This window comes from Allobosea sp. OAE752, assembly GCF_050433265.1.
Taxonomy (GTDB): Bacteria; Pseudomonadota; Alphaproteobacteria; order Rhizobiales; family Beijerinckiaceae; genus Allobosea; species Allobosea spartocytisi.
Genome location: NZ_JBNPXO010000005.1, coordinates 427,834 through 446,606 on the forward strand (window position 1 = coordinate 427,834; position 18,773 = coordinate 446,606).

The following is an 18,773-nucleotide window of genomic DNA, read 5'->3' on the forward strand; positions in this document are numbered from 1 at the left end:
CCGCCCGAGAATGACGCGAGCCTCGATCCCCGGCGTCAGACCCGCCCGATCTCGTAGTCCCGCGCCAGGAGCTTCGCGAGCTGCTTCAGCCGCCCCTCGACGCGCTCGCTCGCCAGCGCCGCGAGATCGTCGGGCAGGCGCAGCACGAGGCGCCTGTCGACGCAGAGCGCCGGAATGCGCGGCAGGATGCCGGCCATGCCGGCCGAGAGCAGATAGCCGACCCGGAAGATCGCGCCGATCAGGACCGCCCGCTCGAACAGAGCCGGCGGCAGCAGCGTCCTGAGACCATCGGCCGCAGGCGAGGACGCCTTCAGCCCGGCATAGCGAAGGAAGATCGTCAGCGCCAGGAAGGCGCGGCCGACATGGTCGATGCCGGTGAAATAGGCATGGGCGATGACGTTCATGCTCTGCTCGCCGCGATAGTCGGGATGGGCGCGCCAGCCGATATCCGACAGCAGGCAGACGGCCTCGACCAGCCGCGCCGAGGGTTCGTCCTGCGGCAGACCCGCCGTCTCCATGATCGCCTTGGTCCAGTCGATCAGCTCGGCCGCGTGGCGTGGATCGCGGGCGCGCAGGAGATTGTAGTCGCGCGCCGCCTGCAGGAGCGGATCGGCCGCTCGCTCCTCGGCAGAGAGCTGCTCGTGCAGCAGGCCCTCGCGCACGCCCTGGGCGGAGATGACGATGTTGCGCGGCTTGCCGCGCTTGATCAGCTCGTCCAGCACCAGTGCGCCATAGGCCAGCAGCGGGCGGCGCGCCGAGGAGACGGCGTCGATCGCATCGAGCACCGAGGCGTCGGCGCGCTCGACCAACCTGACGAAATCGGCCGCATCCCGGGGCGGGATGGCGTAGCCGTGCATGACGTTGAGGGGATAATTGGCCCGGCGCTGATGCAGCGTCGCGAGGGCACGCCAGGTGCCGCCGACGGCGTAGAAGTCCCGCCCCTTCATGGCGGCGAGCTGGGGCAGCTTGTCGAGCTCGTCCTTGACGATCTTCTCGGCCGCCTTCAGCGAGCCCTTCGAGCGGTCGAGCAGCGCCAGGCCGCCGAGCGGCACGCTGGCGCCCTTCCCGACTTCGCCGCGCTTCACGGAGATCAGCTCGAGGCTGCCGCCGCCGAGGTCGCCAACCACCCCATCGGGCTCGTCGAAGCCGGAAATGACACCGAGCCCGGACAGCACCGCTTCGCGCCCGCCCGAGATCAGCTCGATCGGCTGGCCGATCGCCTGCTCCGCCCGGGCGATGAATTCGGGGCCGTTCTCGGCATAGCGCGCGGCGGCGGTGGCGATGACGCGGAGCTCGCCGACATGCATCGCCTCGCAGAGGATGCGGAAGCGCACCAGCGCGGCGATCGCCTTCTCGATGGCGTCCTCGGCCAGGCGGCCGGTCGTGGCGACCTGCCGGCCGAGCCCGGCCATCTCCTTCTCGTTGAAGACCTGCGACGGTGCCCGAACGAGCATCTCGTAGACGACGAGACGAACCGAGTTCGAGCCGATATCGACGATGGCGATGGTGTCGCCGAGCGCCAGACGGCCGGGCGCGTGCTGCAATTCAGGCCTTACGGCCTCCCTTGCGGGAAAGGGCACGGGGACTGGAACTGGAGAGCGATTTTCCACGACCGGACAGACTCGGATTTGTCATGAAGTAATTATGCGCATTGAACGGTTCTTCGTTCGGCGCCGGGACAATGCGGCGCGAGCCGCCATCGGGCAGGATCGTCCAGCTCTGCTCATTGTCGAGCAGGTTGGCGAGCATGATCTGATCGAGCAATTGCTGGTGCACCGTCGGGTTCAGGATCGGCGTCAGCGCCTCGACGCGACGGTCGAGATTGCGCGGCATCAGGTCGGCGGAGGAGATGTAGACCTTCGCCTTGGGCGAAGGCAAGCCATGGCCGGCGCCGAAGGCGTAGATGCGGTTGTGCTCCAGGAAGCGGCCGATGATCGACTTGACCCGGATATTCTCCGACAAACCGGGCAGGCCTGGCCGCAGGCAGCAGATGCCGCGCACGACGAAGTCGATCTCGACGCCGGCCCGGCTGGCGTCATAGAGCGCGTCGATGATCTCGGGATCGACCAGCGAGTTGCACTTGCCCCAGATCGCGCCCTTGCGGCCGGCCTTCACATGCGCGACCTCCTCGGCGATGTCGCCGAGCAGGCGCTTCTTCAGGTTCGTCGGCGAGACGGCCATGCGCTCCAGCCCGGCCGGCTCGGCATAGCCGGTGATGAAGTTGAAGACGCGCGCGACGTCCTGCGAAAGCACCGGATCGGCGGTGAAGAAGGACACGTCGGTGTAGATGCGCGCCGTGATCGGATGGTAGTTGCCGGTCGCGATATGGCAGTAGCTGACGAGCTGGCCGGCCTCGCGCCGCACGACCAGTGACAGCTTGGCATGGGTCTTCAGCTCGATGAAGCCGTAGACGACCTGGACGCCGGCGCGCTCCATCTCCTTGGCCCAGCGGATGTTCGCTTCCTCGTCAAAGCGGGCCTTGAGCTCGACCAGCGCGGTCACCGACTTGCCGGCCTCGGCGGCCTCGGTCAGCGCCTTGACGATCGGCGAGTTCGAGGAGGTGCGGTAGAGCGTCTGCTTGATCGCGACGACATTGGGGTCGCGCGCCGCCTGCTGCAGGAACTGCACCACGACGTCGAAGCTCTCATAGGGGTGATGGACCAGCAGGTCCTTCTGCCGGATCGCGGCGAAGCAGTCGCCGCCATGCTCGCGGATGCGCTCGGGAAAACGGGCGTTGTAGGGCCTGAACTTGAGGTCCGGCCGGTCGACGCTGACGAGCTGGGCAAGCTCGTTCAGGCCGATCATGCCGTTGACCTCGACGACCTCGTCGCTGTCGACCTTGAGCTCGCGCACGATCATCCGGCGCAGATGGTCGGGCATGCCGGTCGAGAGTTCGAGCCGGATGACGACGCCGAGGCGCCGCTGCTTCAGCATGGTCTCGAAGACGCGGACGAGGTCCTCCGCCTCCTCCTCGATATCGAGGTCGGAGTCGCGGATGACGCGGAAGGAGCCGGTGCCCTTGACCTCGTAGCCGGGGAAAAGCTTGGCGATGAAGAGCGAGACCGCATCCTCGAGGGTGATGAAGCGGTGCAAACCTTCGCGGGCGAGATCGGGCAGCTCGATGAAGCGGTCGATCTTGATCGGCACGCGGATCAGCGCGTCGAGCTGGCGCCCGTCGCTGAGGCGCTCCAGCGCGAGCGCGACGGTGAAACCGAGATTCGGGATGAAGGGGAAGGGATGGGCCGGGTCGATCGCCAGCGGCGTCAGCACCGGGAAGACGTAATTGAGGAAATAATCCTCCAGCCAGATCCGGTCCTGCGAACCGATATCGGCCGGACCGAGCAGATGGATGCGATTTTCGTGCAGCTCATGGCGCAGTTCGACCCAGCGCGCCTGCTGGTCGTCGGTCAGGGCCGAAACCGCATTGCCGATCTCGACGAGCTGCTCGGCCGGGGTGAGCCCGTCCTGGCTGGGGGTGACGACGCCGGCCTTGAGCTGCTCGCGCAGGCCCGAGACGCGGACCATGAAGAACTCGTCGAGGTTGTTGGCCGAGATCGAGAGGAAGCGCAGCTGCTCCAGCAGCGGATGGCTGCGGTTCGACGCCTCCTCCATGACCCGGCGGTTGAACTGCAGCCACGAGAGCTCGCGATTCATGAAGCGCGCCGGCTGCCGGCGCAGCGGCAATGCGTCCGAATCCCCCGTCGCCCTATCCGGCATGTCGGGCATGTCGGCCGCGATCTCCGTGGTCATGCGCTTGGTCCGTACCCTTACCCTGGTCGTCGTCCTGCTCGTGCGTCTCATGGGGCGTTGTGAAGCCATCCTACCGTGACGGTTCGATGACAAGCGACATGAATCGCTGTCGGAAAAGGTTAGCAGGCATCGGCCGCCGGCCATAGATATGAGGCTTCACGGGGCGCCCGGCAGCCCCCGCGATCGTCAGCAGGCCGCTCAGCCCGGCTCCTGCGGGAACAGCTCGGCCAGCACCTCCTGCACCAGCGGGCGCGTCACGCGCCGGCCGCGCTCCAGCGCCACCCGGTCGAGCCGGTCCACGACCTGCCGCGCGGCGGCGAAGGAGCGCTCCATCCTGAGCGCCAGCGTATCGATGACCGCCGTATCGACCACGAGCTGGCGATCGATGAAGAGCTTGACCAGCACGGCGCAGAGCAGCCCGTCATCCGGCGGTTCGATGGTGGCGCTCGGTGCCAACCGCAGGCGCGAGAGCAGGTCCGGCACGCGCAGGCCCCAGAGATCGGGCGGCGTGCGCGCCGTCAGCAGCAGATGGCCGCCGCGCGCCTTGATCGCGTTCATCAGATGGAACAGCGCCGGCTCGTCGAAGGGGCCGGCATCGCAATCCTCGATCACGAGCGCGCCGCCCGAGACCAGATGCGGCACCTTCTCGTCAGCCAGATCACGCGCGGGAATTGTCCAGGCATGGGCCATGCGGGCCCAGATCGCGGCGAGATGGGTCTTGCCCGCGCCTTCCGGTCCCGTCAGGCGCAGCCAGGCATCGGGCCAGCGCGGCCAGCTTTCGACCAGCCCGTAGGCCGCCTCGTTCGAGGGGCCGACGAGGAAATCCTCGACGCCGTGGCGGCTGTCGACCGGCAGGTCGAAGGCGAGCTGGCGCGGGCGCGAAGGCGCGTCTGACATGGGCGGCTCAGCGCTCGATCTCGATCGTCACATCGGCCTTCGCCGGGTTCGGATGAATGCCGCGATAGAGATTGCTGGCGAGATACTGCCTGAGGGCGAAGCGGCAGAGCACGCCGATCACCGCCGCCAGCGGCACCGCCAGCAGCAGGCCGACGAAGCCGAAGAGCGAACCGAAGGCGAGCAGCGCGAACATCAGCCAGACCGGATGGACGCCGATCGAGTCGCCGACGAATTTCGGCTGGAAGATGTTGCCCTCGAGGAACTGCCCGACCAGGAAGACGCCGAGCGTCGCCAGCGGCCAGGTCCAGTCCGGCCAGAACTGCACCGTCGCGACGCCGACCGAGAGCACGAGCCCGGTCAGCGAGCCGACATAGGGAATGAAGGAGAGGAAACCCGAGATGATGCCGATCAACGCGCCGAAATTGACGCCGACGACGCTCAGCCCGATGGCGTAAAATGCGCCCAGCAGCAGGCAGACCAGCGCCTGCCCGCGCAGGAAGCCTGCGATGGCGGTGTCCATCTCGCGCACCAGCCCGCGGATGGTCTTGCGATGGTCGCGCGGCAGCCAGCTATCGACGGTCGCGACCATGCGATCCCAGTCGACCAGCAGATAGAAGGCGATGACCGGCGTCAGCACCAGCAGCGAAAAGACGCCGACGATCGCGGTGCCGCCGCTCCAGAGCGATTGCAGCAGGCCGCCAACCCATTTCGTCGCCTGGCCGACGAGGTCGCCCAGCGAACTCTGCGCCTGCTTGGCAAGATCGCCGCCGCCGAAGCGCTCGAGCCAGGGCGCGCCCTTTTCGAGCACGAGCGACTGCAGTTTCGCCGCATCCCCGGGCAGCCGCGCCACCAGCCCGGCGAGCTGCTGGCCGAGCAGCGGCGCGAGCAGGATCAGCACCAGCGCGAAGATCAGGATTAAGACGACGAGGATGACGATGGTCGCGGCAAGGCGGCTCATCCCGAGGCGCTCCAGCCGGTCGGCCAGCGGATCGAGCAGATAGGCAAGCGCCAGCGCCGCGATGAAGGGCAGCAGGATGTCCCTGAGCAGCACCAGGAACAGCACGAAGACGAAGAGGGAACCCAGCCAAAAGCCGATCTGGCGCTGTAAGGTCATCCATCAGCCTCTTCGCGTCTTCGGCGGGAAGACGAGCAACTCTATACGTGGTCCGGCGGTTCCCGGCCAGCGCGGGCGGTCTCGGCCGATCCCGCCATGTGCCGCAGCCAGAAGGCGAGATAGGCCGCCATCGAGGCCAGCGTCAACAAGGCGACAACCAGCTCGCCGACCGTGCCGGCGGGACCGGGATCGATGCCGAAGGCGCGCGAGCCGAGCGCCAGCGCGGCAAAGGCGATCTGCGCGGCGGTGTTGAGCTTACTGACGATAAAGGGGGCGATCGTGACCGGCCGGTCGAGCAGCCAGGAGAGCAGCACCGCGGCCACGATCATGATGTCGCGCGCCACGACCAGGACGACGAGCCAGAACGGAATCGCGCCGACCACCGCGAGCGTGATGTAGATCGAGACGATCAGCGCCTTGTCGGCGATGGGATCGAGATAGGCGCCGAGCTCGCTCGCCATGCCGCAGCGCTTGGCGAGGAAGCCGTCGACGGCATCGGATACGCCGGCGACGACGAAAATGACGAAAGCGGCGTCCCAGCGCGCATTGACGATCATCACGATGACGAGCGGCACCAGGAAGAGCCGGCCGAGCGTGATCAGATTCGGGATCGTCATGGGTGCAGCTTCGCTCAGCATCACGCGCAATGCCAGCCCGGCCACTCATGACATCCGTTTCCTCGCGCCGTCATCCCGCGTTGGCCCAGGCATGGATCCCGGGTCTCTCTTTCGGTCGCCCGGAATGACGCAAGATGGCGATGATAAAGCCAATAAAGCCCGTTCCAAGCCTTGCCAGCCGGGGCGTGCTTGCCTATCGCTCCCGCGAACAGGAACAAAGGCGAGACCGCAATGAGCAAGCCCGGCGCAAACGGACTGACCTATGCGCAGGCAGGTGTCGATATCGACGCCGGCAATGCCATGGTCGACGAGATCAAGCCGCTGGTGCGCGCGACGCGCCGGCCGGGCGCGGACGCCGAGATCGGCGGTTTCGGCGGGTTGTTCGATCTCAAGGCCGCCGGCTTCAACGACCCGATCTTGGTCGCCGCCAATGACGGCGTCGGCACCAAGGTGAAGATCGCCATCGAAAGCGGGCTGCATTCGACCATCGGCATCGATCTCGTGGCGATGTGCGTCAACGACCTGATCGTGCAGGGCGCCGAGCCCCTGCTCTTCCTCGACTATTACGCCACCGGCAAGCTCGACCCGAAGGTCGGCGTCGAGATCGTGCGCGGCATCGCCGATGGCTGCCGCCAGGCCGGCTGCGCGCTGATCGGCGGCGAGACCGCCGAGATGCCCGGCATGTATGCCGAAAAGGATTACGACCTCGCCGGCTTCGCCGTCGGCGCGGCCGAGCGCGGTGCGCTTCTGCCCCGCGAGGACCTGAAGCCGGGCGACGTGGTCTTCGGCCTGCCCTCCTCCGGCGTGCATTCGAACGGCTATTCGCTGGTGCGCCGCATCGTCGAGCTCAGCGGCCTCGGCTGGGAGGCCCCTGCCCCCTTCGCCCCCGAGAAGAACCTCGCCGAAGCGCTGCTGGAGCCGACGCGGATCTATGTGAAGCCGCTGCTGCAGGCGCTGAAGGCGACCGACGGCATCAAGGCGCTCGCCCATATCACCGGCGGCGGCTTTCCCGACAATATCCCGCGCGTGCTGCCGGAAGGGCTCGGCGTCGCACTCGACCTCGCCTCAATCCCGGTGCCGCCCGTCTTCGGCTGGCTCGCCAAGATCGGCGGTGTCGCCGAGCGCGAGATGCTGCGCACCTTCAACTGCGGCATTGGCATGATCGTGGCGGCCGATGCGGCGAAGGCCGACGAGGTTCTTGCGGCGCTCAAGGCCGCCGGCGAGGCGCCGGTCAGGCTCGGCGAGATCGTGCCGGCCGCGGAAGGCGAGGAGCCGGTCAGCTATCGCGGCAAGCTCGCGCTGTGAGCATGGCGGCTCGCCGCAAACTCGTCGGAGTGCTGATCTCCGGGCGCGGTTCCAACATGGTTTCGCTAGCGGAAGCCGCGCAGGCGCCGGACTATCCGGCGCAGATCGCGCTCGTGCTCTCGAACATTCCCGACGTCGCGGGGCTCGACCGGGCGCGTGGCTTCGGCATCGCGACCGCGACCGTCGATCACCGCGCCTTCGGCAAGGACCGCGAGGCCTTCGAGCGCGCGATGGACGAGGTGCTGCGCGTCAACCAGATCGATCTGGTCGTGCTCGCCGGCTTCATGCGCATCCTGACGCCCTGGTTCGTGACGCGCTGGGAAGGCCGGATGATCAACATCCACCCCTCGCTGCTGCCGCTGTTCAAGGGCACGCATACGCACCGACAGGCTCTGGAAGCCGGCGTCGCCGAGCATGGCTGCTCGGTTCATTTCGTCGTGCCGGAGCTCGATGCCGGCCCGGTCATCTTGCAGGCGAAGGTACCGGTCCTGCCCGGCGACGACGAGGACAAGCTGGCGCAGCGCGTCCTTGCCGAGGAGCACAAGCTCTATCCGGCGGCGCTGGCCGAGGTCGCTTCGGGCCGGGCCAGACTCGAAGGCGGGGTCGTCATCCGCGGCTGAGAGGCGGCTGCGCCCTCGGCGTTCGCCGGCATCCCGCCGCCCTCGCGCTTGCAGCGCTCCCATTCCTCGCGCGTCTTCTCCTCCTCCTTCTGCCAGCGGCGGAAGAGATCGGCGCGGCGGGCGGGGTAACGCTCCTCCAGCGCGACGAGGCCGGTCATACGGTCGGTGCGGAAATGGCGAAAGGCCTGCCGAAGCTCGCACCAGGCGATGACGATGCGGACGCGCTCGTAGAAGGTCATGCCGATCGGCCAGATCATGCGCTGCGTCGCATGGCCGCTTTCGTCGCTGTATTCGATCGAGAGCTTGCGGCCGTTGCGGATCGCGGCGCGCACAGCCGCGACATCGACCTGATCGACCGGCAGCTCGCCCGGATGGGAGGCCGCGAACAAGGCGCCGTCGAGCAGGATCGGCTTCAGATGGGCCGGCAGCACGGCCGCAACCTTGCTGACGACATCCTCGGCCGCTCGCGCGAGCACCGGGTCCGCCCGCTCGCTCAGCCAGCGCATGCCGACGAGCACGGCCTCGATCTCGTCGGGCGAGAGCATCAGCGGCGGCAGGTCGAAACCGGCGTCGAGCACATAGCCGATGCCGGCCTCGCCGCGCACAGGCACGCCCTGGCGCACCAAGGCGCCGATGTCGCGATAGACCGTCCGCACGGAGACATCGAGCTCGGAAGCCAGAGTCTCGGCGGTGACGGGGCGCCTGCGGCGACGCAGGCTCTGGATCATGTCGAGCAATCGTTCGGCGCGCTGCACGGCATTATCTCCCTACCCGGCCTCGTAGCTGCGGCATCATGGCCCAGCCGGGGTGACAACTTCTGTCAGGAGCGTGTCAGCAGCAAGGCGGGAGGTATCGAAGGCGCGGGATCCCCTCTCCTGAAAGGAGAGGGGTAGGGGTGAGGTGTAGGTCGTTTGACCAGTAAGGCACAAACCTCGCAGCAGCAGCCGTCAGGTCACGGCCACAACGTCCAGCGGCCTTCCCCTCACCCTGCCCTCTCCCTCCGGGAGAGGGTTCCCCGCGCTATCCGAGAAACGGCATTGCCGCACCGACCAAAAACGCCACTCGGCTCAGATCGGCCGCTTCAGCTTGCACTGGTCGATGAAGCGGAGGCCCTTTTCGCGGGCCGTGTCGTTGAAATAGCCGGTGTCGCGGAAGGCCTGGATCTCGTCCTTGCTCATGGCATTGACGGTGCCCTTGGCGTAGCAGCTGCAGGGCGTGTGCACCGCCTCGCGCGTCGTGTTGAGCAGGCGCGACTGGGTGATCAGGCAGGCGTCGAAGGCACGGAGCTGAATCATGTAGGGCGTCAGATTCTTCGCGGTCGGGTCCGGCGGAGGCAGCGCCGTGGAGCTGCTCGCGGCATAGGCCGAGGCGCCCAACAGCATCGAGAATCCACCGGCCAGAACGACCGCACCCAACCGCCGCATCATCATGACTTGCCCGTCCTTCGAGAAGAAGCGGTCGCATGGATCCCGGCGCCGCCACGCCTCCGCATGACACAGATGCATGAAAGGTCAAGAGGCTCCGAAGCTTGTCAGGCCTTCCGGATCCACACCTTGTTGTCATGGAAGGCGGCACCGCCGAAAGGCGCCGGCGAATCGGCGCCGGTCAGGGTGTTGATGCCGCGACCGTGCTGATGGGCCGCATTGGGCCAGATCGACTCGGCGATGACCACGCCGCGTACCAGCCCTGCGAAGATCGCCGCGGTCAGATGGACCGTGCCGCGCCGGTTGCCGACGACGACTTCGTCGCCGGCCGCGATGCCGAGCCCGGCCGCATCGTCCGGATGCAGCATCAGCGTCGGCTGCCCCTCCTTCTTCAGCGAGCCTGGCGTCTCATTGAAGGTCGAATTAAGGAAGCTGCGCGCCGGGCTGGTGGCGAGGCGGAAAGGATGCTCGTCATCGGCGAGCTCGATGACGTCCCACTGATCGGGTAGCGCCGGCAGCCGGTCATAAGGACCAACGAGGCCGTCATTGGCGTTCGGCACCTTCGGCCAGTCCGGCTTGAAGTGGAACTTGCCGTCGCGATGGCCGAATCCCTTCAGGTAATGCGCCGTCTCGAAATCCGGCTGTACGTCGAGGAAATCATTCGCGATCAGCTCGTCCAGCGTACCGCGCCCGCTCTCGCGCAGCGTCCAGTCGACGATTTCGCGCGGGGTCATGGCGAAGCCGCGATGCTCGGCGCCCAGCCGCTGCGCCAGCGCCGAGACGACCTCATGGTTCGAGCGGCACTCGCCCGGCGGCTCGATCAGCTTGCCGCCCCACATGATGTGCTGGTGGCCGCCGCCTTGGTAGAGATCGTCATGCTCCATGAACTGCGTCGCCGGCAGGACGATGTCGGCCATGGCCGCCGTCTCGGTCATGAACTGCTCGTGGACGACGGTGAACAGGTCCTCGCGGGCAAAGCCCTGCTTGACCAGCTCCTGCTCGGGCGCGACCGAGACCGGGTTGGTGTTCTGGATGAAGAGCGCCTTGACGGGGCCGCCATCGCGCAGGGCCGGCGCATCGCCGGTCAGGACGCGGCCGATCTGCGACTGGTCGAGCTGGCGCACGCCGCGCTCCATGGTGTCGAGCCCCTCGATCAGGCTCTTGCGCCATTTGTAGATGCCGCTGTTGCTGTGGAAGGCGCCGCCGCCCTCGTACTGCCAGGCTCCCGTCACCGCCGGCACCGACAGCGCCGCATGCATCGAGACCGCGCCGTTACGCTGGCGCGCGAAGCCGTAGCCGAGGCGGAAGAAGCTCCGCTTGCGGGTGCCGACCAGCGTGGCGAATTCCTCGATCTCGGCGACGCTCAGCCCGGTGATCGCCGCCGCCCATTCCGGCGTGCGCGTGGCGAGATGGGCTTCCAGCTCGTCGGGGCAGTCGGTATGGGCAGCGAGATAGTCGCGGTCGGCATGGCCGTCGCGGAAGAGGACATGCATCACCGCGCAGGCGAGCGCCGCGTCGGTGCCGGGCTTCAGGACGAGCGCGAGATCGGCCTGCTGCAGCGTGGCGTTGCGGTAGATGTCGATGGCGACGATCTTGGCGCCGCGCTCCTTCCGCGCCTTGATGGCGTGGTTCATGACGTTGACCTGGGTGTGCACGGCGTTGGTGCCCCAGATCACGACGCAGTCCGACTTCGCCATCTCGCGCGGATCGACGCCGGCGAGACGGCCCGTGCCGGCGATGAAACCGGTCCAGGCGGTCGTCGTGCAGATGGTCGAATACTGGCCCGAATAGCGCTTGGCGTGGCGCAGGCGGTTGATGCCGTCGCGCATCACCAGCCCCATCGTGCCGGCGTAGTAATAGGGCCAGACCGCCTCGGGGCCATGCTCGGCCTCGATGGCGAGGAAACGGCGCGCGATCTCGTCGAGCGCCTTGTCCCAGGAGATGCGCTCGAACTGCCCTGCCCCCTTCGGGCCGACGCGCTTCAGCGGGTGCAGCAGCCGGTCGGGATGGTGGATGCGCTCGGCGTAGCGGGCGACCTTGGCGCAGATCACGCCGTCGGTATAGCTCTGGCGCTTGGAGCCGCGCACGCGGCCGATGCTGCGCCCGTCGAGAACCTCGACCTCGAGCGAGCAGGCGGAAGGGCAGTCATGCGGGCAGACCGAGGGACGGATCTCGACGCGGGGCATCTGGTTCATGGAGTGGTTCTAATCCATCGCGTGGCGGCGCGGGAGCCGAAATTCGCGACAGGCCGCATGCGTAAGAAGCCGTCAACGCTAACCGCGTCTTAATCCTCCTGATCGACATTGCAGCAAGATCCCTTGCGAGAGGTGCCACGGCGCCGGAGTTCTCGACTATGCGTTGCGTTGCGTATCTGGCGGGCCTCGTGCTCGGCCTTGCCCTGTCCTTGCCCGGAGCCGCACAGGCCCAGTCGAGCGACTACACCCAGCTCACCTCGCCCCAGTCGGCCCAGAACTGGTATCTGACGGTCGGGGCGGGCCTGCGCTACCAGCCGGACTATACCGGCTCCGACGACTATCTCTTCCGGGCGCGCCCGATCATCTCGCTCGGCCGGGGGCTGAAGAGCACCTGGTGGGCGGCCGAGGACGACGCCATGCTCAGCATCGGCGTGTTCTCCGGCCAGGGCTGGCGCATCGGCTTCTCGGGCGATCTGCTCTGGAAGCGCAACGCCAAGGTCAACCCGGCGCTGGTCGCGGTGCCCCCCACGAAATTCGGTGGCGAGGCCGGCGCCTTCGCCGAATTCTATCCGACATCCTGGCTGCGCGCCCGCGTCGACGTCCGCCGCGGCATCGTCGCCCATGACGGCGTCGTCGCCGACCTCAAGCTCGACGCCTTCACCAATCTCGGCCCCTGGACCTTCGGCATCGGCCCGCGCATGCGCATCGCCAGCGCCGATTACGTGCGCACCTATTTCGGCACCAGCGGCGCCCTGCCCGGCACCGGCGGGCTGCTGCAGCGCTTCAATGCCGGCGTGCATTCGTATGGCGCACTGGCGCAGGCGACCTATCACTGGTCCGACCGACTCCAGACCACGACCTATGTCGAGTACAAGCGCCTGACCGGCGACGCCGCCCGCTCGCCGATCGTCCGGCCCTTCGGTTCGCGCAACTCGATCACCGTCGGCATCTCGGCGAGCTATTCCTTCGACACCGGATCGAACTACTCGCTCGGTTTCTGAGGAACGGCAGGGCCATGGCCGGGCAAGCGCCCGGTCAGGCTTGCGCCCCAAAAGAAAAGGGCGGACCGGCAAACCGGTCCGCCCTTTTTGCTTTTCAGCCTGAACTGCGGCTGCGATCAGCCGACGATCTCGTTGCCCGCGAAGAACTGGGCGATCTCGACGGCCGCCGTCTCGGCAGCGTCCGAGCCGTGCACGGTGTTCTCGCCGACCGACTGGGCGAAGAGCTTGCGGATGGTGCCCTCGGCGGCGTTGGCCGGGTTGGTGGCGCCCATCACGTCACGGTACTTGGCGATGGCGTCCTCGCCTTCCAGAACCTGCACGACGACCGGGCCGGAGGTCATGAACTCGACGAGCTCGCCGAAGAAGGGACGCGCCGAATGGACCGCGTAGAAGGTCTCGGCCTGGGCCTTGGTCATCTGGATGCGCTTCTGCGCGACGATCCGCAGGCCAGCCTTCTCGATGACCGCGTTGACCGCGCCGGTGAGGTTGCGCTTCGTCGCGTCGGGCTTGAGAATGGAGAAGGTACGCTGGACAGCCATCGAATGATCCTTGGAAGGGTCGAATAAGGGAATGCGGCGCGCTTATAGCTGCCGCCTTCGCACCCTACAAGGCTTGCCCCAAAAGGGGCGCACACCGGGCTACCGCACCGGAATCCATGAGCCGACTGATCTGTTTCGTGCTAGGATGGCGCGTGAACAACAGGGAGCCAATCCATGGTTGTCGTTGCGATCGTCTTCGCGGGCTTCGTTTCCCTGCTCTGCCAGGTGCTGCTCGTGACGCCTGACTCCATCAGCAAGGACCGCAGGGGCAACCTGCCCCCGCCCTCGGGCGGCATCGCGGCCTTCTGAACGACGCGAGACCGCGTCGTCTCCGAGTAGCCGAACGCGGCACTCAGTGCCGCGTCAGGAAAGTGCGGGCCTCGCGCAACGCTTCCGCGATCTCGTCACGGCTCATTTCCAGCGCCAGCTCCTGCCGATGCGCCGCCGCCCGGGCGCTGCCGCGTGCGAAGGCGATGTTGAACCAGGTCTGAGCCTTGACCAGATCGACGGCTCCTGCCCGCCCCGAAGCATGCATCAGCCCGAGCTCGCAATAGGCCTCGGCCGATACTTCCACCGGTGCCACCAGTGAAGCGGGGATCGCGCTCATCTCCATGCGTGCCATGATTGAACCCACCCTGTCTGTCGTTGCGGCCAGCCACCCGTCCAAGGCCCCGACCGATGAGTGCGAGAGTGGCCGCAACCGTTAAAGCGCGGGCTAAATTTTGCGATGAATCGAGTCTCAACGAGACGTCATCGCCAGGTTAAAGCAACGGGGCGTTTACGAAGGAATGCCGGAAAAGCGTTTCCGCTCAATGCCCTGACCAGAGCGGCGGAATGCCGGCGTTGATGATGGATTCACCTTGCCTCACGGAACCGCCGGCAAGAACTGTCGCTGCGGCATCTTGGAGCCGACGCAAAACGGCGCTATGGTTCACATGTAAACCATAACGGCCGACGGGCCGATCAGGAGGAAACGATGAGGACACTGGCGGCTTTCGGCCTGGCAGGCCTGGCGGCGTTCACTCTGGCCGGCGCGGCCACGCGCGCCTCGGCGCAGGAGGTGGTCGGCGTCTGGGAACGCGACACCGGCGCCTCGCGCGTGCGCTTCAGCAAATGCGGCGATGCGCTCTGCGGCACGATCTCATGGCTTAAGGATCCGAACGGTCCGGCGAAACTCGGCCAGCGCATCTTCTTCGACATGAAGCCGAACGGCGCGAACAAGTGGAACGGCAGCGCCTTCAACCCGGAGGACGGCAAGACCTATTCGGGCACGATGACGCTCTCGGGCAATGCGCTGACCACGGCAGGCTGTGTCATGGGCGGCTTGATCTGCCGCACGGTGAAGTGGTCGCGGACCAATTGAGCCGGTTTTCCTTCTCCCCTCGGGAGAAGGTGTCTGCGAAGCAGACGGATGAGGAAAGCGTGGCGCTGACGGCCCTCATCCGTCAACGCTTCGCACTGCCACCTTCTCCCCCGGGGGAGAAGGGAGAGCAGTTCAGCTCGCCTTCTGGCCGAAGAGGACCGCCTTCTGCTCCGGCGTGTTGATGCCGGCCGGGCTGCGCAGCTCCTCGCCGACCTTGAGGCCGCGCTCGACCGCGGGGCGAGCGAGCATCGTCTCGATCCAGCGGCCGACATGCGGGAACTGCTTGATGTCCTGGCCCTGCCGCTCCCAGCCGCGGGCCCAGCCGATGCAAGCCATGTCGGCGATGGAATAATCGCCGCAGATGTAGTCGCGGCCCGCGAGCCGCTTGTTCAGCACGCCATAGAGGCGGTTCGCCTCGTTGGTGTAGCGCTCGATGGCGTAGGGCACCTGTTCGGGCGCGTAGAGGCGGAAATGATGGGTCTGGCCGAGCATCGGGCCAAAACCGCCCATCTGCCAGAACAGCCACTCGTCGACCGCGACGCGGCCACGCTCGTCCTTCGGATAGAACTTCCCGGTCTTGCGGCCGAGGTATTGGAGGATGGCGCCGGATTCGAAGACGGAAATCGGCTTGCCGTCCGGCCCGTCGGGATCGACGATGGCCGGCATGCGGTTGTTGGGCGAGATGGCGAGGAACTCGGGCTTGAACTGGTCGCCCTTGCCGATGTTCACCGGAACGACGTTGTAGGGCAGCCCGCATTCTTCGAGCATGATGCTGATCTTGTAGCCGTTCGGCGTCGGCCAGAAATAGAGGTCGATCGGATTGGCGGGAGCTTGCGACATCGGGAGCTTCCTTGCTGCGACGAGACTTCAGCCGCCAATCTATGGTTAGGCCGGCGGGGCCGGAAGGGGTTGCGCCCGCCCCCAGCGCGACTGCGCCATGTCCTCCCCGCGTGTAACCTTTTCGGGTTCAGAGCGGCTTCTTGAAGCCCTCATGGCTCTGGTCGAAGCCGAGTTTGCGGTAGAAGCGATGGGCATCGACGCGGCTCTTGTTCGAGGTCAGCTCGACGAGACCGGCGCCGCTCTCCTCGGCAAAGGCCAGGGCGTGCCGGATCATCAGCGCACCGATGCCGAGCCCGCGGCTCTCCGGCGAAACGTGGACGCTCTCGATCTTGGCGCGCTTGCGCCCGCGCGCGATAAGGCCGGGGATCAGCGTGATCTGAAAGGTGCCGATCACCTGCCCTGCCCGCTCGGCGACGCAGAGCGCGCTGTCCCTGCTGGCAGCGATCTCGGCGAAGGCCTCGGCATAGGCGGGGTGACGTGCCTCGGCAGCGATCTCCTCCGGCGTCAACGTCTGCGTCGGCGCGCCGAGCATCATGAGTTCCACGATGCGTGCGACATCCTCGGCCCGCGCGCGGCGGATAGTGATTTCTGCGGCGGAGACAGATGTCCTGGTCATCGCGTCGGCTTTCGGCTCAGGCAAAGACGGGAAATGGGCGCAAGGTCACTCGGCAAAGAGGCGCTTGGCCATCAGCAGCGTGTTCGGCGTGTCGTCGCGGCCGTCGAAGCGCGCCTGGCGCTGCAGGAAAAAACCCATGCGTTCGTAGAAGGCGATCGCCGGTTCGTTCTGGCTCTCGACCTCGAGGCGGGCGACCGGCGCCTTCGGAAAGCAGGCGAGCGCGACCTGCAGCAGCGTGCGGCCGATGCCGACGCCCTGCCAGGCCGGCAGGACATAGAGCCGGGTCAGCAGCGCCGCGCCGTCGCGTTCCGGTCTGGCGGATGCCGTGGCGACGATCTCCGCACCGACCGACGCGACGAGGAAGACGCCCTCGTCGCGGCCGAGCTGGCTGTGCAGATTCTCCGGCGAATGCCAGGCATTGGTGATCTCGGCGACCCGCTGCCAACCATAGATGCCGTCATAGGTCGCGTGCCAGGTCTCGACCAGAAGCGCCCTGACCGCCGGAATGTCGGCGGCTTCGGCGTCGCGGATGACGAGATCGGCGGGGGTCATCCCAATCGTCCAGCTTGCGCAGGAAACACCGCGATCATCCCGGGCTTGACCCGGGATCCAGGCCGGAGCGCTTCCGAAAAAGCTTCAGGCATGGATCCCGGATCTCCGCGTCGCAGCGTCCGGGATGACGGCGTATTCGATCACTCGATCCCCAGCTTCTTCTTCAGGATCTCGTTGAGGGCCTGTGGGTTGGCCTTGCCGCCGGAGGCCTTCATCGCCTGGCCGACGAACCAGCCCAGCATGGTCGGCTTGGCCTTGACCTGCTCGACCTTGTCGGGATTGGCCGCGATCAGCTCGTCGACGGCCTTCTCGATCGCGCCGGTGTCGGTGACCTGCTTCATGCCGCGGGTCTCGACGATCTGGCGCGGGTCGCCGCCCTCGGTCCAGAGGATCTCGAAGAGGTCCTTGGCGATGCGGCCCGAGATGACGTTCTCGCCGATCAGGTCGACGAGCCCGCCGAGCTGGAGGGCCGACACAGGAGAGGACGCGATGTCCTTGCCTTCCTTGTTGAGGCGGCCGAACAGCTCGTTGATCACCCAGTTCGCGGCGGCCTTGCCGTCGCGGCCCTTCGCCACCGCCTCGAAATAATCGGCCTGCTCGCGCTCGGCGACGAGCACCGAGGCGTCATAGGGCGACAACCCGTATTCCGCGATGAAGCGGGCCTTCTTGGCGTCCGGCAGCTCCGGCAGTGCGCCCTTCAGATTCGCGACGAAGGCGTCGTCGAATTCGAGCGGCAGCAGATCGGGATCGGGGAAGTAGCGGTAGTCATGCGCCTCTTCCTTGGAGCGCATCGAGCGGGTCTCGCCCTTGCCGGGATCGTAGAGCCTCGTCTCCTGGTCGATCGTGCCGCCATCCTCGATGATGCCGATCTGGCGGCGCGCCTCGACCTCGACCGCCTGGCCGATGAAACGGATCGAGTTGACGTTCTTGATCTCGCAGCGCGTGCCGAGCTCGTCGCCGGGCTTGCGGACGGACACGTTCACGTCGGCGCGGAGATTGCCCTTCTCCATGTCGCCGTCGCAGGTGCCGAGATAGCGCAGGATGGTGCGCAGCTTCGAGACATAGGCCTTCGCCTCCTCGGCCGAGCGCAGATCCGGCTTGGAGACGATCTCCATCAGCGCCACGCCCGAACGGTTGAGGTCGACGAAGCTCATCGTCGGATGCTGGTCGTGGATCGACTTGCCGGCATCCTGCTCCAGATGCAGCCGCTCGATGCCGACCGTGATCTGCTCGGTCGGCGAGAGATCGACCACGATCTCGCCCTCGCCCACGATCGGGCTCTTGTACTGGCTGATCTGATAGCCCTGCGGCAGGTCCGGGTAGAAATAGTTCTTGCGGTCGAAGACCGAGCGATTGTTGATCTGCGCGTTGAGGCCGAGGCCCGTGCGCACCGCCTGGCGGACGCATTCGGCGTTGATCACCGGCAGCATGCCCGGCATCGCCGCATCGACGAGGCTGACATGTTCGTTCGGCTCGGCGCCGAAGCCGGTGGAAGCCCCGGAGAACAGCTTGGCGTTGGAGGTGACCTGGGCGTGGATCTCCATGCCGATCACCACTTCCCAATCCCCGGTCGCGCCCTTGATCAGCTTCTTGGGGTCGGCGGGGCGGACATGCGCGTTCATCTCTAACCTTTCGGCTCTCAAACTCGGCTACGCGTTACGCTTTCGGCGAACGGGCGGCAAGGGTCACGGCGCGCAAGGATCACAGTGCGCGGAGGTCGCCGCGCGCAAGACGCATTCCTCGCGCCAGGGCCTCGACGCGTCATCCGGAGGCCGAAACGCGTTGCACTCCTGCAACCAGATGGCGGGAACATTGCTTATTTGTGTCAGGAAGGCGTCTTATGATGGGTGATGGTTCTTGACATTCGTCACTGCCATACCCTTCTTGCGCCAACGGCCGGAAACCAACGATGATATGCCTGGCCCGCAATCCGGAGTTTC

General features: G+C 66.6%; 18 protein-coding genes and 1 pseudogene. 5 read left to right on the top strand and 14 right to left on the bottom strand.

The window, feature by feature from the left end; genetic code table 11:
* Window positions 1-35 precede the first annotated feature (35 nt).
* The 5 genes from ppx to GGC47_RS16270 all read right to left on the bottom strand — a co-directional run bounded on the left by ppx (window position 36) and on the right by GGC47_RS16270 (window position 6,378).
* A complete protein-coding gene (ppx, locus tag GGC47_RS16250; protein ID WP_370954160.1) occupies window positions 36-1,544 on the bottom strand; it encodes an exopolyphosphatase in 1,509 nt (502 codons plus the stop codon).
* 1 nt (window position 1,545) lies between these two features.
* A complete protein-coding gene (locus GGC47_RS16255) occupies window positions 1,546-3,726 on the bottom strand; it encodes an RNA degradosome polyphosphate kinase (RefSeq protein WP_370954308.1) in 2,181 nt (726 codons plus the stop codon).
* Window positions 3,727-3,948: 222 nt separating this feature from the next.
* Entirely contained in the window at window positions 3,949-4,647 is a 699-nt protein-coding gene (locus GGC47_RS16260) for an HdaA/DnaA family protein (protein ID WP_142020764.1), read from the bottom strand.
* Between the two features lie 7 nt (window positions 4,648-4,654).
* A complete protein-coding gene (locus GGC47_RS16265; protein WP_142020763.1) occupies window positions 4,655-5,761 on the bottom strand; it encodes an AI-2E family transporter in 1,107 nt (368 codons plus the stop codon).
* A gap of 41 nt (window positions 5,762-5,802) precedes the next feature.
* A complete protein-coding gene (locus tag GGC47_RS16270) occupies window positions 5,803-6,378 on the bottom strand; it encodes a CDP-alcohol phosphatidyltransferase family protein (protein ID WP_142020762.1) in 576 nt (191 codons plus the stop codon).
* Window positions 6,379-6,609: 231 nt separating this feature from the next.
* Between GGC47_RS16270 and purM the strand changes: the two genes are divergently transcribed.
* Entirely contained in the window at window positions 6,610-7,683 is a 1,074-nt protein-coding gene (gene purM / locus GGC47_RS16275) for a phosphoribosylformylglycinamidine cyclo-ligase (RefSeq protein ID WP_142020761.1), read from the top strand.
* 2 nt (window positions 7,684-7,685) lie between these two features.
* On the top strand, window positions 7,686-8,303 hold the full coding sequence (purN, locus tag GGC47_RS16280) for a phosphoribosylglycinamide formyltransferase (RefSeq protein ID WP_370954159.1): 618 nt from the start codon (window positions 7,686-7,688) through the stop codon (window positions 8,301-8,303).
* A gap of 86 nt (window positions 8,304-8,389) precedes the next feature.
* On the opposite strand, the pseudogene GGC47_RS16285 reads toward purN, so the two are convergent.
* The 3 genes and pseudogenes from GGC47_RS16285 to GGC47_RS16295 form a co-directional block, all read right to left on the bottom strand.
* A pseudogene (locus GGC47_RS16285) lies at window positions 8,390-9,058 on the bottom strand (helix-turn-helix transcriptional regulator); the annotation flags it as partial.
* 312 nt (window positions 9,059-9,370) lie between these two features.
* Window positions 9,371-9,733, bottom strand: coding sequence for a hypothetical protein (locus tag GGC47_RS16290; protein WP_038368794.1), 363 nt, complete (start codon window positions 9,731-9,733; stop codon window positions 9,371-9,373).
* 101 nt (window positions 9,734-9,834) lie between these two features.
* On the bottom strand, window positions 9,835-11,922 hold the full coding sequence (locus GGC47_RS16295; RefSeq protein ID WP_429068520.1) for a molybdopterin-containing oxidoreductase family protein: 2,088 nt from the start codon (window positions 11,920-11,922) through the stop codon (window positions 9,835-9,837).
* A gap of 158 nt (window positions 11,923-12,080) precedes the next feature.
* Between GGC47_RS16295 and GGC47_RS16300 the strand changes: the two genes are divergently transcribed.
* Entirely contained in the window at window positions 12,081-12,923 is an 843-nt protein-coding gene (locus GGC47_RS16300; RefSeq protein WP_051988489.1) for a MipA/OmpV family protein, read from the top strand.
* 116 nt (window positions 12,924-13,039) lie between these two features.
* Here the strand turns inward: GGC47_RS16300 and ndk are convergent, their stop codons facing one another.
* Entirely contained in the window at window positions 13,040-13,462 is a 423-nt protein-coding gene (ndk, locus tag GGC47_RS16305; protein ID WP_038368099.1) for a nucleoside-diphosphate kinase, read from the bottom strand.
* A 174-nt stretch (window positions 13,463-13,636) separates the two neighbouring features.
* Here ndk and GGC47_RS16310 point away from each other — a divergent pair, with 174 nt between their 5' ends.
* Entirely contained in the window at window positions 13,637-13,771 is a 135-nt protein-coding gene (locus GGC47_RS16310; protein WP_260368324.1) for a hypothetical protein, read from the top strand.
* A 43-nt stretch (window positions 13,772-13,814) separates the two neighbouring features.
* On the opposite strand, the gene GGC47_RS16315 is transcribed toward GGC47_RS16310, so the two are convergent.
* On the bottom strand, window positions 13,815-14,084 hold the full coding sequence (locus GGC47_RS16315) for a hypothetical protein (protein ID WP_038368102.1): 270 nt from the start codon (window positions 14,082-14,084) through the stop codon (window positions 13,815-13,817).
* Window positions 14,085-14,438: 354 nt separating this feature from the next.
* On the opposite strand from GGC47_RS16315, the gene GGC47_RS16320 reads away from it, so the two are divergent.
* On the top strand, window positions 14,439-14,825 hold the full coding sequence (locus GGC47_RS16320) for a DUF2147 domain-containing protein (protein WP_133565586.1): 387 nt from the start codon (window positions 14,439-14,441) through the stop codon (window positions 14,823-14,825).
* Between the two features lie 132 nt (window positions 14,826-14,957).
* On the opposite strand, the gene GGC47_RS16325 is transcribed toward GGC47_RS16320, so the two are convergent.
* The 4 genes from GGC47_RS16325 to gatB all read right to left on the bottom strand — a co-directional run bounded on the left by GGC47_RS16325 (window position 14,958) and on the right by gatB (window position 18,455).
* Window positions 14,958-15,665, bottom strand: coding sequence for a glutathione S-transferase N-terminal domain-containing protein (locus GGC47_RS16325; protein WP_038368107.1), 708 nt, complete (start codon window positions 15,663-15,665; stop codon window positions 14,958-14,960).
* Window positions 15,666-15,792: 127 nt separating this feature from the next.
* Window positions 15,793-16,281 (bottom strand): GNAT family N-acetyltransferase, encoded by a 489-nt coding sequence (locus GGC47_RS16330; protein WP_133565588.1) that lies wholly within the window; start codon window positions 16,279-16,281, stop codon window positions 15,793-15,795.
* Between the two features lie 45 nt (window positions 16,282-16,326).
* A complete protein-coding gene (locus tag GGC47_RS16335; RefSeq protein ID WP_038368112.1) occupies window positions 16,327-16,833 on the bottom strand; it encodes a GNAT family N-acetyltransferase in 507 nt (168 codons plus the stop codon).
* Between the two features lie 140 nt (window positions 16,834-16,973).
* On the bottom strand, window positions 16,974-18,455 hold the full coding sequence (gene gatB / locus GGC47_RS16340) for an Asp-tRNA(Asn)/Glu-tRNA(Gln) amidotransferase subunit GatB (RefSeq protein WP_038368115.1): 1,482 nt from the start codon (window positions 18,453-18,455) through the stop codon (window positions 16,974-16,976).
* Between the last annotated feature and the right edge of the window lie 318 nt (window positions 18,456-18,773).

Bases quoted from the DNA above. Each gene is read 5' to 3' on its own strand.
- GGC47_RS16255 (WP_370954308.1), bottom strand. From the start codon at position 3,726: ATGCCCGACATGCCGGATAGGGCGACGGGGGATTCGGACGCATTGCCG.
- GGC47_RS16315 (WP_038368102.1), bottom strand. From the start codon at position 14,084: ATGGCACGCATGGAGATGAGCGCGATCCCCGCTTCACTGGTGGCACCG.
- GGC47_RS16260 (WP_142020764.1), bottom strand. From the start codon at position 4,647: ATGTCAGACGCGCCTTCGCGCCCGCGCCAGCTCGCCTTCGACCTGCCG.
- GGC47_RS16270 (WP_142020762.1), bottom strand. From the start codon at position 6,378: ATGACGATCCCGAATCTGATCACGCTCGGCCGGCTCTTCCTGGTGCCG.
- ndk (WP_038368099.1), bottom strand. From the start codon at position 13,462: ATGGCTGTCCAGCGTACCTTCTCCATTCTCAAGCCCGACGCGACGAAG.
- GGC47_RS16330 (WP_133565588.1), bottom strand. From the start codon at position 16,281: ATGACCAGGACATCTGTCTCCGCCGCAGAAATCACTATCCGCCGCGCG.
- gatB (WP_038368115.1), bottom strand. From the start codon at position 18,455: ATGAACGCGCATGTCCGCCCCGCCGACCCCAAGAAGCTGATCAAGGGC.
- GGC47_RS16290 (WP_038368794.1), bottom strand. From the start codon at position 9,733: ATGATGATGCGGCGGTTGGGTGCGGTCGTTCTGGCCGGTGGATTCTCG.
- GGC47_RS16310 (WP_260368324.1), top strand. From the start codon at position 13,637: ATGGTTGTCGTTGCGATCGTCTTCGCGGGCTTCGTTTCCCTGCTCTGC.
- GGC47_RS16335 (WP_038368112.1), bottom strand. From the start codon at position 16,833: ATGACCCCCGCCGATCTCGTCATCCGCGACGCCGAAGCCGCCGACATT.
- purN (WP_370954159.1), top strand. From the start codon at position 7,686: ATGGCGGCTCGCCGCAAACTCGTCGGAGTGCTGATCTCCGGGCGCGGT.
- GGC47_RS16325 (WP_038368107.1), bottom strand. From the start codon at position 15,665: ATGTCGCAAGCTCCCGCCAATCCGATCGACCTCTATTTCTGGCCGACG.
- GGC47_RS16320 (WP_133565586.1), top strand. From the start codon at position 14,439: ATGAGGACACTGGCGGCTTTCGGCCTGGCAGGCCTGGCGGCGTTCACT.
- GGC47_RS16300 (WP_051988489.1), top strand. From the start codon at position 12,081: ATGCGTTGCGTTGCGTATCTGGCGGGCCTCGTGCTCGGCCTTGCCCTG.
- purM (WP_142020761.1), top strand. From the start codon at position 6,610: ATGAGCAAGCCCGGCGCAAACGGACTGACCTATGCGCAGGCAGGTGTC.
- GGC47_RS16265 (WP_142020763.1), bottom strand. From the start codon at position 5,761: ATGACCTTACAGCGCCAGATCGGCTTTTGGCTGGGTTCCCTCTTCGTC.
- GGC47_RS16295 (WP_429068520.1), bottom strand. From the start codon at position 11,922: ATGAACCAGATGCCCCGCGTCGAGATCCGTCCCTCGGTCTGCCCGCAT.